This is a genomic window from Martelella sp. AMO21009 (genome assembly GCF_053484295.1).
Window position 1 is genome coordinate 309,841 of the sequence record NZ_JBAKFR010000004.1, and the last position, 14,024, is coordinate 323,864.

General features: G+C 63.1%; 17 protein-coding genes. 9 read left to right on the forward strand and 8 right to left on the reverse strand.

Annotated elements, in window-relative coordinates:
• Positions 1-71 precede the first annotated feature (71 nt).
• Positions 72-977, reverse strand: a complete 906-nt coding sequence (locus V6766_RS07650; protein ID WP_448465107.1) for a LysR family transcriptional regulator — start codon at positions 975-977, stop codon at positions 72-74.
• A 98-nt stretch (positions 978-1,075) separates the two neighbouring features.
• Between V6766_RS07650 and V6766_RS07655 the strand changes: the two genes are divergently transcribed.
• The 9 genes from V6766_RS07655 (at position 1,076) to V6766_RS07695 (ending at position 7,873) form a co-directional block, all read left to right on the forward strand.
• A complete protein-coding gene (locus V6766_RS07655; RefSeq protein WP_448465109.1) occupies positions 1,076-2,011 on the forward strand; it encodes an N-carbamoyl-D-amino-acid hydrolase in 936 nt (311 codons plus the stop codon).
• The gene (locus V6766_RS07660; RefSeq protein WP_448465111.1) at positions 2,008-2,685 is read left to right on the forward strand and encodes a DUF1028 domain-containing protein; all 678 of its coding nucleotides are present in this window, start codon (positions 2,008-2,010) and stop codon (positions 2,683-2,685) included. Before V6766_RS07655 ends, V6766_RS07660 begins: the two co-directional genes overlap by 4 nt.
• A 122-nt stretch (positions 2,686-2,807) precedes the next feature.
• Entirely contained in the window at positions 2,808-3,653 is an 846-nt protein-coding gene (locus tag V6766_RS07665) for a transporter substrate-binding domain-containing protein (protein WP_448465113.1), read from the forward strand.
• Positions 3,654-3,658: 5 nt separating this feature from the next.
• Positions 3,659-4,687 (forward strand): NAD(P)H-quinone oxidoreductase, encoded by a 1,029-nt coding sequence (locus V6766_RS07670; protein ID WP_448465115.1) that lies wholly within the window; start codon positions 3,659-3,661, stop codon positions 4,685-4,687.
• Positions 4,684-5,529, forward strand: a complete 846-nt coding sequence (locus V6766_RS07675; protein ID WP_448465117.1) for an amino acid ABC transporter permease — start codon at positions 4,684-4,686, stop codon at positions 5,527-5,529. Before V6766_RS07670 ends, V6766_RS07675 begins: the two co-directional genes overlap by 4 nt.
• Complete coding sequence (locus tag V6766_RS07680) at positions 5,526-6,299, forward strand: amino acid ABC transporter ATP-binding protein (RefSeq protein ID WP_448465119.1); 774 nt, start codon at positions 5,526-5,528, stop codon at positions 6,297-6,299. The genes V6766_RS07675 and V6766_RS07680 overlap by 4 nt, the downstream gene beginning before the upstream one ends.
• 171 nt (positions 6,300-6,470) lie before the next feature.
• Positions 6,471-6,569: an FAD-linked oxidase C-terminal domain-containing protein gene (locus V6766_RS07685; protein WP_448465121.1), complete on the forward strand. Its 99-nt coding sequence runs from the start codon at positions 6,471-6,473 to the stop codon at positions 6,567-6,569.
• Entirely contained in the window at positions 6,566-6,910 is a 345-nt protein-coding gene (locus V6766_RS07690) for a RidA family protein (RefSeq protein WP_448465123.1), read from the forward strand. The genes V6766_RS07685 and V6766_RS07690 overlap by 4 nt, the downstream gene beginning before the upstream one ends.
• A 15-nt stretch (positions 6,911-6,925) precedes the next feature.
• On the forward strand, positions 6,926-7,873 hold the full coding sequence (locus V6766_RS07695) for an ornithine cyclodeaminase family protein (RefSeq protein WP_448465125.1): 948 nt from the start codon (positions 6,926-6,928) through the stop codon (positions 7,871-7,873).
• Between the two features lie 54 nt (positions 7,874-7,927).
• Here the strand turns inward: V6766_RS07695 and V6766_RS07700 are convergent, their stop codons facing one another.
• The 7 genes from V6766_RS07700 to ctlX form a co-directional block, all read right to left on the reverse strand.
• Positions 7,928-8,899, reverse strand: a complete 972-nt coding sequence (locus V6766_RS07700; RefSeq protein ID WP_448465127.1) for an arginase family protein — start codon at positions 8,897-8,899, stop codon at positions 7,928-7,930.
• 86 nt (positions 8,900-8,985) lie between these two features.
• The gene (locus V6766_RS07705; protein WP_448465129.1) at positions 8,986-9,678 is read right to left on the reverse strand and encodes an ABC transporter permease; all 693 of its coding nucleotides are present in this window, start codon (positions 9,676-9,678) and stop codon (positions 8,986-8,988) included.
• Positions 9,675-10,364 carry an ABC transporter permease gene (locus V6766_RS07710; RefSeq protein ID WP_448465131.1) on the reverse strand — a complete coding sequence of 230 codons (690 nt, stop codon included), beginning with the start codon at positions 10,362-10,364 and terminating at the stop codon, positions 9,675-9,677. Before V6766_RS07710 ends, V6766_RS07705 begins: the two co-directional genes overlap by 4 nt.
• Before the next feature lie 5 nt (positions 10,365-10,369).
• The gene (locus tag V6766_RS07715) at positions 10,370-11,134 is read right to left on the reverse strand and encodes a transporter substrate-binding domain-containing protein (protein WP_448465133.1); all 765 of its coding nucleotides are present in this window, start codon (positions 11,132-11,134) and stop codon (positions 10,370-10,372) included.
• A gap of 97 nt (positions 11,135-11,231) precedes the next feature.
• Positions 11,232-12,002: an ABC transporter ATP-binding protein gene (locus tag V6766_RS07720; protein WP_448465135.1), complete on the reverse strand. Its 771-nt coding sequence runs from the start codon at positions 12,000-12,002 to the stop codon at positions 11,232-11,234.
• A 151-nt stretch (positions 12,003-12,153) separates the two neighbouring features.
• The gene (locus V6766_RS07725; protein ID WP_448465137.1) at positions 12,154-13,083 is read right to left on the reverse strand and encodes a LysR substrate-binding domain-containing protein; all 930 of its coding nucleotides are present in this window, start codon (positions 13,081-13,083) and stop codon (positions 12,154-12,156) included.
• Between the two features lie 81 nt (positions 13,084-13,164).
• A partial coding sequence (ctlX, locus tag V6766_RS07730) for a citrulline utilization hydrolase CtlX (protein ID WP_448465139.1) occupies positions 13,165-14,024 on the reverse strand: 860 nt, incomplete at its 5' end.

Below are 14,024 nucleotides of genomic sequence, written 5' to 3' on the forward strand. Positions count from 1 at the left end.
GACCTCAGGAGAGCAGGTGCGGCCAATTCATTGAAATAAAAAATCGCGGATCGATAATAATCTGAAGTTATTCAGTCGCCAGCGGGCACCGGCTTGCCGTTGAGCGCCTGGCGCATGAACTTCTGAAACTGCAGCGCAATATGGGAGGTCGGGAAGTGCTTGGCGGTCACGCCGTGAAGCGTGACCGGTATGTCCGGATCGATTTCCCGCATGACGATGTTGCGCTGTGTCACGCCGAGCAGAGCGAAGTTGTCGATAAGCGCGACTCCGGCGCCCGCAGAAACCATTTCGAGAGCGGAGGAGGTGTGGCGGACCTCGCAGAAATACCGGCGCTCCAACCCGTTCTTGCGGTAGACCTCGTCGATCATCTGGCCGAGCGGCGTAGATGCGCCGTAGGAGATGTACTGCACCTGATTGAGGTCTATCACCCTGATGCGGCTGGAGAGCGCCAGTTCATGGCCCTCGGGCATGACGCAGACCATCTTGCCGGACGCCATCGGCTGCACGCTGAGCGCCGAATGGCGCGGCGAGGTAATGGAAAAGCCAAGGTCGGCCCGTCCGCTGATCATGTGAGCGATGATATCGTCGACACTGCCGAGCTCTATCGACAGCTTCACGCTCGGGCGGGTGCGGGTGAATTCAGTGATCAGCCTCGGCAGAACGGCATTGCCGATCGAGGGCGTGGCGATCACGTTGAGCTGTCCCGCCGTGCCGCCTCTCAGCTGACTTATGATCCGGTCGACCCGTTTCTGCTGCGAGAAAAGGTGCTGCGCCTCCTGGGCGATATGCAGCGCCTCGGGTGTCGGCACGAGCCGGCCCTTCTCGCGCTTGAACAGGCTGAAACCGGCCTGATCCTCGATATGCCGGATCATGTTGGAAACGGCCGGCTGGCTGACCGACAGCGCCTCGGCGGCGCCCGATGTCGTGCCGAGATCGATCACCGCGCACAAAACCTCCAACTGCCTCAATCGGATCATGGAGAATAACCTCAGGTTATTTTTGGGACGGTTTATTTTATTTCCATATGAAAAAATGAATGTCTAGCGTTGGACCTGAAATTTCCCAGGAGCAGGTCATGTCTCGAAAAATTGTATTCGCCGTAGCCCAGATGGGCCCCGTTCATCTCAGCGACACCAAGAAGGCTACCGTCGCCCGCCTGATCGAGATGCTGCGAGAGGCCCACGGGCGCGGCGCGCGCTGGGTGACCTTCCCCGAACTGGCCCTGACGACCTTCTTTCCGCGTTATGTCTACGACGATCCGGCCGAGTATGACCGCTTTTACGAGGAAGGGCTGCCCTCCCCCGCAATGGCTCCGCTCTTCGATGAAGCGAAAAGGCTGGGGGTCGGCTTTTATCTCGGTTACGCCGAGAAGACGACCGAAGGCGGCAGTGTGCGGCGCTTCAACACCTCGGTGCTGGTCGCGCCCGACGGGACGCTGCTCGGCAAATATCGCAAGATCCACCTGCCGGGCACCAAGGACCCGATCGGCGACCCCGAATTCGAACATCTCGAGAAGCGCTATTTCGAGGTCGGCAATCTCGGCTTTCCCGTCTTCAAGTCGGAGATCGGCCGGATCGGCATGTGCATCTGCAACGACCGGCGCTGGCCGGAGACCTTCCGCGTTATGGCCCTGCGCGGCGCGGAGATTTTCATGCTCGGCTACAACACGCCGACGCGGAATATCCATCACAATGAACCGGCGCATCTGAGAGAGCATCACCACCGCCTCAGCATTGAATCCGCAGCCTACCAGAATGGCGTCTGGGTGATGGCCGCCGCCAAATGCGGCTCGGAGGACGGCTTCACGATGATCGGCGGATCCGCGATCGTAGCGCCTACAGGCGAGACTGTCACTCGCGCCGTGACCGAGGAAGACGAGGTAATCTCCTACAATTGTGATCTCACGCTCGGTGAGTATATTCGTCGCTCCGTCTTCAACTTCGCCAAGCATCGCCGGATCGAACACTATGGCCTGATCACGAGCCAGACCGGCGTGGAGATCGAGGAATGACCTATTCGCTTGCCGGGCGCTGCCCGAAATCCGGCCGCATCGGCTTTGCCGTCGCCACGTCTTCTGTCGCGGTCGGCGCGCGCGTCGGCGCCGTTCTCCCCGGTTGTGTGGTGTTCTCCCAGGCCCGCACGGACCCCCGTCTGCACAATATCGGGCTGCACGCCTTTGAGGATGGAGCGGATGCGGATGCCGTGCTCGCGGCAATGCTTGACGCCGCGCATGCTCCGCATTGGCGGCAACTGGGCGTGCTGACCATGGAAGGCCCCGGCAAACATCATACCGGCAGTTCATGCCTGGAACATGCCGGCGGCCTGGCCGGGCCCAACAGCCTCGCCATCGGCAATTTTCTGGGGAGCGCCGCGGTGCTTCCGGAAATGGTGCGCGGGTTCGAAGAAGCCGGCGGTCCGCTCGAGGCGAGGCTTCTCGCAGGCATGCTTGCAGGTGAGACAGCGGGCAGCGAACGCGATCCGCTGCAATCGGCATCGCTCGCGGTGATGGCTCCCGACGGGCTCAAGGATACCGATCTCCGTATCGACGATTCGAAGACCCCTCTTCAGGACATTGACGCCCTCTACCGGAACTGGGCCCCGAAGGCAGACGCCTACCGGCTCCGCGCCCTCGATCCGGACAACGCCCCTTCCTCATCGATCGTGGAGGGTAACAACAAGGCATGAGCGGACGGCAATCCGTCCGACCGGCCCAAGAGCAAGGCGAAAAGCCACAAGGAATCGATGCAGAGCGGGATCATCTGCGTGCATCGTGAAGAATCCCAATTCCAGCAGAGGTGAACAAAAATATGAAAACGGTATTTGCAACACTCGTGTCGTCTCTCGTGCTCTGCCTTGCGGCGGGCGCCGCCCTGGCCGAAACTGCCGCCGAAATGGTTCCATCGGATATCCGCGAAAAGGGCTATATCTCGGTCGGCATCGAAAGCACCTACCCTCCGATGGCATTCCGCAATCCGGAAACCAACGAGCGCACAGGCGTCAATGTCATGCTCGTCGATGCGCTCGGCAAGGTGCTCGACCTTGAGGTCCGTTATGAAGATATGAGCTTTGAGCAGTTGATGACCTCGGTCGCCAGCGGCCGCATCGACATGATCGGCACGGCTATCTCGGACCTGCCGAGCCGCCGCGAAACCATGTCCTTCGTCGATTATCTTTCGACCGGGGCACAGCCTTTCGGGCTAGCGGCGACCGCTGACAAACTGACCGAAAACGTCGACCTTTGCGGTCATGCGGTCGGCGCTCCGCGGACCACCAGCTACCTGCCGTCACTCGAAAAATGGAACGAGGAACATTGCGCCGGAGCGGGGCTTGAGCCGATGAACGTGCTTGGAACCGGTGGCGCTTCCGATACCCGGCTGTCGCTGATGCAGGGCCGCCTCGATGCCGGCCTGCTCGGCCAGGAATATGTCGCTTATCTGATGTCGCAGGAGCCCGGTACCTTCGGCATCATCGGCCAGCCGATCACCCAGACGCTCTTCGGCTTCGCCTTCGGCAAGGATTATCCCGATCTCCGGGATGCCGTCGCCGAGGGCGTTACCGAGATCATGGAAAACGGCGATTACGCCAAGGCGCTCGATGCCTTCGGGATGGGGGCGCAGGCGCTTACGGAAGTCTCGATCGATCAGGGCAAGTGATATCGATGGCGGCCGGAAGCCCTGACGGGATCGTGATGCAGGCCGTGGTCTGGGGCGAGGCTGCCGGGGGAGCGCCGATTGCGCTCGCCATGCTGCCGCGCCCCGAACCCGGACCGGGCGAGGTACGGCTGCGTGTCGCAGCGGCAGGCCTCAACTATTCTGACCTGCTGTTGGCGCGCGGACGCTATACCGTCGCAATTCCGATCGCCGGGATAGAGGCCGCCGGAACCATTGATGCGATAGGCCCCGATGTCGCCGACTGGACCGTCGGCGACAGGGTGTGCGCATTGAGCGATGGCGGGGCGCAGGCCGAATGGCTCTGCGCCCGCGCCGACCATCTGCTGCCATGGCCCGACGGGCTGAGTGCCGCCGAAGCCGCCAGCCTGCCGGAAGCGATGGCGACGATCTGGTCCAACCTGATTGATCTCGGCGGAATGGAAAGCGGCAAGACCCTCGTCGTCCATGGCGCCTCGGGCGGTATGGGCAGTTTCGCAGTCGAGGCCGGTCATACGATGGGCCTGACGGTGATTGCCTGCGCCAGTCCGTCGAAAGCCGAGTTCGTGCGCGGCCTCGGCGCTGACCACGTGATCGACGGGCGCGATCCGGATGCCTTCGCGGAGAAGGTGCTAAAACTCACCACCGGTCGGGGCGCCGATGTCATCCTCGACGTGATGGGCGGATCCCACCTTGCCGCCAATGTCGCCGCCGCCGCGATTGACGGAAGGATCGCGACCATTGGCCTGATGGGCGGTTCCGATGCAGAGGTTCCGCTCGGACGGATGATGGGTAAACGCCTTTCGCTGTTTGCGACCTCGCTGCGCGACCGCCCGGTCGAAGCCAAGGCCCGCATCATCGACGGGGCCCGCCGGGATCTTCTGCCGCTGGTCAGGGCCGGAGCGCTCAGACCGCGCATCGCCCACCACTTTCCGCTGACACAGGCTAGAGAAGCGCATGCGTTCATGGAAACGCGCAGCCACCTCGGAAAGATCGTCCTGGAACCCAGCAGCCGAGCCACAGGGAAGCCTGCACCATGACCTTGCCGCCCAACCCTTACGCCGGTCTGCCGGTGATCCGACGTCTTCACCACGGACGCTATCTTTCGGCCACGCTAATCCTTCTTGCACTTGGCGGTATCGCCTACGGCTTTGCTGTCGGCAAGATCGAATGGAGCTATGTCGGCCGTTTCCTCACCGTGCCGGCGATCATGAGCGGACTTCTCAACACCGTGATCATGTCGATCCTCGCCATGCTCCTCGGGATCGCGCTCGGCGTCGTCTTCGCCATCATGCGGCTGTCGAGCAACCCGGTCCTCACCTGGTCGGCGCGTGGCTATGTGTGGTTCTTCCGGGCGGTTCCGGTGCTGCTGCAGCTTCTGATCTGGTACAATCTCGCCCTCGTCTTTCCCCGCATCGCCGTTCCGGGGCTGTTCTCGATCTCGACGGTCGAGCTGATGACGCCGTTCGTCGCGACCCTGCTGGGACTCGGCATCCAGCAGGGCGCCTATACCTCCGAGGTCGTGCGTGCGGGCCTGCTTTCGGTCGATCGCGGCCAGTACGAGGCGGCCCAGTCGATCGGCATGCCGCAGCTGCAATGCCTGCGCCGCATCGTCATTCCGCAGGCCATGCGCGTGATCGTGCCGCCGATCGGCAACGAGTGGATCGGTATGGTGAAACTTACCTCGCTCGCCTCGGTCATCCAGTATTCCGAGATCCTGCATTCGGCGCAGAACATCTACTACGCCAATTCGCGGGTGATCGAACTGCTGATCGTTGCTTCGATCTGGTATCTGCTCATCGTCACCATCATGAGCATCCTGCAGAGCCGTATCGAGAAATTCTACGCCAAGGGCGTCCGCCACCACGGGAGCAAGGTATGAGCACTGATCATATCGTGATCTCCTACGGAGTTGAGAAACATTTCGGCATCTTCCATGCCCTCAAGGGCATCGATCTCGCCGTGGAAAGGGGCGAGGTGCTGTGTATCATCGGTCCCTCGGGCTCGGGCAAGAGCACGTTCCTGCGCTGCATCAACCAGCTCGAAACGGTGAGCGGCGGTCATCTGGTCGTTGCCGGTGAACTGGTCGGCTTCAGGCGGGAGGGCGATCGGCTGCGCCCGCTCGACGATCGCCAGATCGCCCGTCAGCGACTGAAGACCGCGATGGTGTTCCAGCGCTTCAACCTGTTCCCGCACAAGACGGCGCTCGAGAATGTCACCGAAGGGCCGATCCACGTTCTGCGCCAGCCGAGCGTTGAGGCCCGTGAGATGGCCCGCGCGCTTCTGGAAAAGGTGGGGCTTGGCCACAAGGTCGACGCCTACCCGTCCGAGCTTTCCGGCGGCCAGCAGCAGCGCGTCGCCATCGCCCGGGCGCTGGCGATGGAGCCGGAGGTCCTGCTCTTCGACGAGCCCACCTCGGCGCTCGATCCGGAGCTTGTCGGCGAGGTTCTGAGTGTCATGCGCGGCCTGGCCGAAACCGGCATGACCATGATCATCGTCACCCACGAACTCGGTTTCGCACGCGATGTCGCCCACCGCATCCTGTTCATGGATCACGGCGAAGTGGTTGAAACCGGCACGCCACAAGAAGTGCTGGGCGCCCCGCGCGAGCCGCGCACCCAGGCCTTCATCTCCGCCGTCCGCTCGCACTGACGGTGGCTTCTCCCTTGTCCCCGCGCCATTTGCGAGCGCATTGCGCCCCGACCAGATGGTCACCGGCGATAGGCTCGCCGCCCGGGATCCGGCCTATTGCGTGCAATCGCTCGGTTGCGGCGTGAACGGTTGAAAGGCTCGAAGCGATGACGGTTTCGGCCTAACCGCGCCATGATGGCGCGGGTGAAATCCTGCCTCGACCCGAAGGGCATCATGAATCCGGGAAAGATCTTCCCGACTGACACGAATTTCCGAAGGAGCTTGAAATGACCATCAAACGCATCGAACCCGGCCCGCGCATGAGCCAGGCGGTCGTCCATAGCGGTGTCGCCTATCTCGCCGGCCAGGTCGGGCATGGCGACGACATCACCGCGCAGACGAAATCTGCGCTCGCCGAAGTGGAGCGGGTGCTTGCGACCGTCGGATCCGACAAGTCGCGCATCCTGTCGGCGACGATTTGGCTTGCCGACATGGCGCTCTTTGCCGGCATGAACGCGGTCTGGGAGGCCTGGGTGGATCCGGCCAACCCGCCGGCGCGCGCCTGCGGCGAGGCACGGCTTGCGACCAGCGACTATCTGGTCGAGTTCATGATTATTGCCGCAGCCGGCTGAGCAAGGGAGCAAGCCATGCCCGACTTGATGATCTCCTATGATGACGCCATCCCCCATGTCTCGTGGAAGGGCGGCATCGAGGCGCTCCGTGCCGGGCATCGGCGGCCGCGCGCCACGCTCGGAGACCTGTTCCAGGGCCCCGCCGACCGCACGCTCCTGACCCGGGCCGCCCATATCGACGGCCTCGGTTTTGGGGTGAAGGCCGTGACCGTGTTCGACCGGAATCCGAAGGCGGGGTTCGACACGGTCCAGGGCGCCATGATGGTCTTCGAACCGGAACACGGAAGGCTCAGCGCGGTGATCGACGCCCGCATCGTCACCGAACTGAAGACGGCCTGTGATTCCGTGCTGGGCGCGCTGTGTCTTGCCCGAAAGGACAGCGAACATCTTCTGGTCGTGGGCGGCGGAACGCTGGCGCGCAACCTTGTGAAAGCCTATCACGCGCTGATGCCGTCGCTGAAACGCATCTCGGTCTGGACCAGACGGCCGGAACAGGCCGAGGCGCTGGCGGCCGAGTTGGCAAAGGCCGGATACCCGGTCGAGGCTGTGCCGGATCTTGCCGCAGCGGCATCCGACGCCGATATCATCTCGACGGCGACCATGGCGCGTGATCCGATCCTGAATGGCGCGTGGATCCGCCCCGGCACCCATGTCGATCTGATCGGCGCCTTCAAGTCCGACATGCGCGAGGCCGACGACGCGCTGATCGCGAAGGCAAGACTGTTCGTCGACAGTCGCGAGAGCACCATCGGCCATATCGGCGAATTCGCGATCCCGATCGCAAACGGCGTCATCACCGCCTATGACATCATCGGCGACCACTACGACCTCGCCATGGGACGCTGCGGGCGCGATACGCCGGAGGAGATGACCGTTTTCAAGAATGGCGGCGGCGCCCATCTCGACACCATGATCGCCGCCTATATCGCCCGCGCCTGCGCCGAGGCGTCCGAGGCCCCGTGACGGGACCGGATCGGCACTTCCCGGCATCGCCGCGGAGGCGGCTCCGGTATCCGGCTAAACAGCTTTTGCCGAGGCGCTCTGGCGCGCCAGAATGCCGAGCGCGGAGGTGATGACGCGGGCAAACGACAGCGCGCCTAGACCGTCGATGTCGCGTTCCGGCATGAATTCGACGAAATCCATCGCGGCGATGCGGCCGCGCCCGGCAATCCCGAACAGAAGGTCGAGGGTCTGGAAATAGGAAAGCCCGCCCGGGCCACGCGCGATCACCCCCGGCACGAGCGTCGAATCGAGCGCATCGGCGTCGCAGCAGACGATGACATCGGAACCATCCGGGATCAGGTCGAGCACCGGCGCGAGGCCGTCGCGATCGAGCTGATGGGCGGTAAAGAGGCTTGCGCCCCACCGCCTGGCATCCTCGACGTCCGAGGCCCTGGCCGAGCCGATGCCGCGCGCGCCGACCTGAATGATCCGCTCGATATGGCTCATCTCCGATGCCCGGCGCATGGTCGACGACAGCCCCATGGTCTCGCCCATGTGGGAATCGCGCCAATCGATATGGGCGTCGATCTGAACGATCGTGTATTTCCGGCCGGTGTCGGACAGCGCGTCGATCATCGGGATCGGAATGGAATCATCCCCGCCGAGCAGGACGGGAACGGCCCCGCGTGAGACGACCGTGCTGACGGCCTTGCGGATCGTGCCCCGGTTGCCCGCCGCATCGTTTTCGTCGAAGGGCAGGTTGCCGCAATCGACGGCGCGCAGACCGGTTTCGGGAAACACCGGCCCGCCGAGATCGAAGTCGAAATGGTCGACATTGGCCGTCAAGGGCGCGGTTGCCCGCCTGAGCGCATCGGGTCCATTGCGGCAATAGGCGCCGGCGCTGGCATAGGGCGTGGCGCAGGGCGCGCCGATGATGGCGATCGGGGCGTCGAGCATCGTCAGATCGCCGCAGGCGTCCAGCCCGAGGAAGGTTTTGGTGTCGGCGGCTGCGCCGAAAAGAACGCCGAGATCGACGGATTGGGTCATGTCTTCTCCTTGTCTGCCGGGTCCGGGACGCGGGCAGATATTCTGTCATGGTTCAGCCGGAGTGGTCCGGCGGTTGTTTCGGGCGGTCAGCGTCGTCTTGGCTGCAGGTATCCGGCATAGCGGCGCTGAACGATCTGGAAGGCCGAGACCAGCACGAATGTCATCACCAGATAGATGCCGGCCGCCGTCACATAGGGTTCGAACTGGATATAGTCGTTGAGCGAAATCTGCCGGGCGACGCCGGTCGTCTCCAGAAGCGTCACCGTGCTCGCAAGCGAGGTCGCGTGCAGCATCATGATCATCTCGTTGCCGTAAAGTGGCAGCGCGCGGGTCAGCATTGCCGGCAGCAGGATGCGGCGGGCCGCGGCAAGCGGCGGAATGCCGAAGGCGCGCGCCGCCTCAATCTCGCCGTGTGGAATATGCCGAAGCGCGCCGGCGAATATCTCGGTGGTGTAGGCGCCGGAATTCAGCGCAAGGGCCATCAGCACGCAGACCATAGGACTTGATAGCCACGGCCACAGAAAACTCGTCTGGATCAGTTCGAACTGGGCCAGGCCGAAATAGATCAGAAACAGCTGCACCAGAAGCGGCGTTCCCCGAAAGACCAGCGTGTAGGCGTGAACCGCGCCGCGGATCGCACGGTTATTGCTGTTGCGCAGGAAAGACAGCGGCACGGCGATGGCAAAGGCCAGTAGAAGGGCGGAAAAGGTCAGCACCAGCGTCAGCTTCGCGCCTTCGAGAAACAGGCCGCCGTTTTCGGCGATGATGTCCCAGTTCATGCTCCGGCCTTTCTCATTCCCGCATTGAAATGCGTCGCGACGCGCGCGAGACAGAATGTGGAAAGCAGCGTGAGGGCCAGATAGAATGCGCCCGCAACGAGGTAGAACGTAAAGGGCTGCCCCGTCGCCTCAGCCGCGCCCTTGGCCCGAAACATAACGTCCTGAAGTCCGATCAGCGACACCAGCGCCGTCGCCTTGGCCAGCACCAGCCAGTTGTTGGTAAACCCCGGCAGCGCCAGCCGGATGAGCTGCGGCAGCACGATCCGGAAAAAGATCCGCGACCGTGCGAGACCGAAGGCCTGCGCCGCCTCGATCTGACCGTGCGGAATGTTCTCCAGCGCAAAGCGGAAGGTTTCGGTCATATAGGCGCCGAAGATCAGCCCCAGCGTCGCAATCCCGGTCGCAAGCGGCGGAAACTCGACCCACCAGTCCAGTCCCCAGAGCTGGAACAGCTGGTTGAGCAGCGCCGGCAGGCTGTAGAACACCAAAAGGATCATGACGAGGTCCGGAATCCCGCGGACGATGAAGGTGTAGGCCTGCGCGGCCCCCCGCAACGATCTGCTGTGGGAGCGCTTGGCGAGCGCTGCCGCCATGCCGATCAGGGTCGACAGCAGCAGCGCCGCGAAGGCCAGGAGAAGGGTCATCCCTCCTCCCGCCAGGATCGTCCATGTGTAATCGACGAGCATTCCGATCAGTCGCCAAAGTATTGGGCGTCGAGCGCGTCCAGCGTGCCGTTTTCACGGACGATCTCGAGGCCCTTGTTGATCTCTTCCAGAAGAGCGGTGTTTTTCTTGCTGATCGCAATCGCCACGCCCTCGCCGAATTCGGGCGCATCCTCGCCGGTCAGCTGCGGGCCGACCAGTTCGAAGCCCTCTCCCTTTTCGCCGCCCAGAAAGCCCGCCGTGATCTGCGCCTGATAGCTCAGCACGACATCGGCGCGCTTGCTTTCCAGATCGAGGTAGGGCGCGCTGCCGGTGTCGTAGCGCTTGATGTCCGAGCCGGCGTAGACGCGGGTGACATAGGCGTCCATCGGCGTGCCGCGCTGAACGGCAATCGTCTTGCCGGCAAGCCCTTCCGGCGTGATCGTGAGGTCTGCGTCCTTCGCTGCGACGAAGCGGAAGATCGGATGGCTGTAGATGTCGCTGAAGGCGATGACCTTGCGGCGCTTGTCGGTCACCGTCAGTTGGGAAATCAGCGCATCGTATTTGCCGCTGATCAGACCCGGGATCATGCCCTCCCATGCGGCATTGGAGATGATGCAATTGAGTTCAGCCGCCTCGCAAACGGCCGTCATCAGGTCGATGTCGTATCCGACGAGCTTGCCGTCCTTGTCGATCGATTCAAACGGCGGGAAGGTCGCGTCCGTTGCGACGATCACCTTTTCGCCGGTCTGGGCGGAAGCCGTGCCGGCGGCAAGGGCAAGCGCGATGGCGGCGGCTGAAAGAAGTCTCTTCATAGGTCTGTCCTCTGTGGTTTTCGGGGGTGGAGCGGCAGTTGCGGAGCGATCCGGTCTGCCATTTCTTATTGGCGTTCGGCGGAGGCGACGCGCCCGGTCAATGCCGCAATTGTCCGGCCAGGAATTGCCGCATGCGTTCACTCTCGGTCTGGTCGAACACGCGCGACGGCGCGCCTTCCTCCTCGACCCGGCCCTGATGCAGGAACATGACCTTGGTCGAGACGTGGCGGGCAAAGCCCATCTCATGGGTGACGACCACCATGGTGCGTCCCTCTTCGGCGAGCGCCTGCATGACCTTGAGCACCTCGCTCACCAGTTCCGGGTCCAGCGCCGAGGTCGGCTCGTCGAACAGCAGGACCTCGGGATTGACGGCAAGCGCGCGGGCAATCGCCACACGCTGCTGCTGGCCGCCGGAAAGGTGGGACGGGTATTTGTCGAGCACATCCAGCCCGAGGCCGACCTTGGTGAGGTTCGCCTTCGCCAGTTCCGTCGCCTCGCGACGCGACAGTCCCAGCACGCTGATCGGCGCTTCGATGATGTTGGAGAGCACGCTCATATGGGACCAGAGGCAGAAATTCTGGAACACCATGGCAAGGCGCGTGCGCATCAGACGCAGCTCTCCGCGGTTTCGCACCCTCAGCATGCCGTCGCGGTCCCGCACTGTTTCCAGCCTTTTGCCATCCACGGCGATCTCGCCCTCATGCGGCCGTTCCAGAAAGTTTATGCAGCGCAGGAACGTGCTTTTGCCCGAGCCGCTGGAACCGAGAATGCTGACGACATCGCCGGCGGCCGCACGCAGCGAAACGCCTTTCAGCACTTCGTGCTGGTCGTATGACTTGTGAATGTCGCTGACGGCGAGTTTATCCATTTCATACTCCGGAGCATGCCTCGGGCGGAAAATCTTCCGCGGATCGAGCCGCGAACCGGCAAGCGCCGGCGTCTAATTTTGAGGCAAAATAGATGCGTGTCGTATTTTTGCGCAAATGATCATTCTTCAAGCGAAACATGATCTGACATCATCAATCCGGCGAGGGCAGCGTGTTGATCATGTCATCCTGCCCGAAGGCGGCCAGGAGCCAGTGCAGGAACAGCCGCGGGCCGGCCCGCTCCAGACTGTGCGGGTGGGCGACGACATACCAGCCGCCAAAGGCATCGATGGAGAAGCCGAACGGCCTTATAAGACGGCCCTGGCGAATATCGTTGCGGGTCAGCGTCTCGCTGGCAAGGGCGAACCCGACGCCGTTGAGCGCGAGGTCGATGGCGATGCCGAGATCGCTGCAATAGAGGTGGCGGGCGCGGTCGAATACATCGCCGTGACCGCATTCGGAAAGCCAGCGCCGCCACTCGGCCCCGTCATCGCGGTGCAGCAGAAGGCAATTCTTCAACGCACCCGCGTCCGGCGTCGCATATCCCAGACGCTGAAACAGCACCGGCGAACAGACCGGCGTGATGTCGACATCGGCGAGACGCGTCGACCACCGGTTTGGCCATCCGCCCTGCCCGAACATTATGCCGAGATCGACATCCGCCGTTTCGGAGACGAGATGGTTTTCGATCAGCCGGATATGGCACTCGACCGTCGGATGCCGCTCGCAGAAATCGGCGATATTCTTCGCAAGCCAGGCGCTGGCGAACATCGGCGGGCACGCAACGTCCAGCCGTCCGCCGGCAAGCGGCTGCTCGGACAACATGACCGCGGTCGACAGGATATCCTGCAAGGCCTTCGAGACGGTCTTGTGGAACACCTGCCCGGCATCGGTGAGCCTGATCCCCCGCCCGGCCTTCTCGAACAGATCATAGCCGAGATCGCCCTCCAGCCTGCGCAGCTGATGACTGACGGCGCTGTCGGTCAGGTTGAGCTCCGCCGCCGCCCGCGCCATACTGCCGTGGCGGGCGGTCGCCTCGAACGTTCTCAGCGTCTGCAAGGGCAGATGTCGCAGATCCTTCACGTCGACCTCAATGTTTGGGCGTCCGGTTCTGGTTGGCGGTCCGCCGCCTGACGCGACGGCGTCCGCCCAGGCCGGCCGCTTCTATCGCCTGGCGAGATGAATGCCCGCCAGGGTGCAGCGCACCGAGCCGCCGGCGTTCTCGATCGTCGGGATATCCAGCGCCACAATGCTTGCCGTCTTTTCTATCGCTGCAATCTGGTCGGGACGCAAGGCGTCGAGCGCAGTCGTGGAAAGGGCGAGCAACCGCTGATCGGGCGCCTGAAGCTCAAGCGCATTGCCGGCAAAGCGGGCGACCTGGTCGTTGTCGAGGGCAATGATGTCCCGTCCGGTCCGTCGTAGCCTGTCGAGGATTTCGGCCCGCCGGTCGGGTTCGGTCATCATGTCCGGACCGATCAGCACGAAACCGGTTCCGATGCACATCAGGACGTTGGTGTGATAGATCGCCATGCCCTGAGGATCGCGCGCGTCGAAGACCATCGGCTCGAAATTGAAGTGGGTCGCGAAACGTTCGAGCGCTACCGGATCGGCCCGCTCGGAACGCACCACATAGGCCACCCTGTCGATATGATCGAGCACCATGGCGCCCGTGCCCTCGAGGAACAGACCGTCCGCTTCGAGCCCGGAATAGTCGATGACGTCCTGGACGCGATAATCGCGCTTCAGCATTTCGATGATGTCCGCACGGCGTTCGAGCCGCCGGTTTCGCGCCTTCATCGGAAAAACCGCGACATGGCCGCCGGCATGGGTGGAAAACCAGTTGTTGGGAAACACCGAGTCCGGCGTCGTATCCCCCTCGTCCTCGAACATGTGCACGGGAATGCCGGCCGAAGAGAGGATTTCTCCGGCGCGGGAGATTTCATCATAGGCCCGGCGCCTGAGGTCCTGCCCGGTTTCGGGAAGCTTCTGGAACCGGTTGTCATTGGCCGTTTCGGTGTTGACGG

Excerpts from the sequence above, each read along its gene's own strand:
- V6766_RS07650 (WP_448465107.1), bottom strand. The coding sequence starts at position 977 with ATGATCCGATTGAGGCAGTTGGAGGTTTTGTGCGCGGTGATCGATCTC.
- V6766_RS07655 (WP_448465109.1), top strand. The coding sequence starts at position 1,076 with ATGTCTCGAAAAATTGTATTCGCCGTAGCCCAGATGGGCCCCGTTCAT.
- V6766_RS07660 (WP_448465111.1), top strand. The coding sequence starts at position 2,008 with ATGACCTATTCGCTTGCCGGGCGCTGCCCGAAATCCGGCCGCATCGGC.
- V6766_RS07665 (WP_448465113.1), top strand. The coding sequence starts at position 2,808 with ATGAAAACGGTATTTGCAACACTCGTGTCGTCTCTCGTGCTCTGCCTT.
- V6766_RS07670 (WP_448465115.1), top strand. The coding sequence starts at position 3,659 with ATGGCGGCCGGAAGCCCTGACGGGATCGTGATGCAGGCCGTGGTCTGG.
- V6766_RS07675 (WP_448465117.1), top strand. The coding sequence starts at position 4,684 with ATGACCTTGCCGCCCAACCCTTACGCCGGTCTGCCGGTGATCCGACGT.
- V6766_RS07680 (WP_448465119.1), top strand. The coding sequence starts at position 5,526 with ATGAGCACTGATCATATCGTGATCTCCTACGGAGTTGAGAAACATTTC.
- V6766_RS07685 (WP_448465121.1), top strand. The coding sequence starts at position 6,471 with ATGATGGCGCGGGTGAAATCCTGCCTCGACCCGAAGGGCATCATGAAT.
- V6766_RS07690 (WP_448465123.1), top strand. The coding sequence starts at position 6,566 with ATGACCATCAAACGCATCGAACCCGGCCCGCGCATGAGCCAGGCGGTC.
- V6766_RS07695 (WP_448465125.1), top strand. The coding sequence starts at position 6,926 with ATGCCCGACTTGATGATCTCCTATGATGACGCCATCCCCCATGTCTCG.
- V6766_RS07700 (WP_448465127.1), bottom strand. The coding sequence starts at position 8,899 with ATGACCCAATCCGTCGATCTCGGCGTTCTTTTCGGCGCAGCCGCCGAC.
- V6766_RS07705 (WP_448465129.1), bottom strand. The coding sequence starts at position 9,678 with ATGAACTGGGACATCATCGCCGAAAACGGCGGCCTGTTTCTCGAAGGC.
- V6766_RS07710 (WP_448465131.1), bottom strand. The coding sequence starts at position 10,364 with ATGCTCGTCGATTACACATGGACGATCCTGGCGGGAGGAGGGATGACC.
- V6766_RS07715 (WP_448465133.1), bottom strand. The coding sequence starts at position 11,134 with ATGAAGAGACTTCTTTCAGCCGCCGCCATCGCGCTTGCCCTTGCCGCC.
- V6766_RS07720 (WP_448465135.1), bottom strand. The coding sequence starts at position 12,002 with ATGGATAAACTCGCCGTCAGCGACATTCACAAGTCATACGACCAGCAC.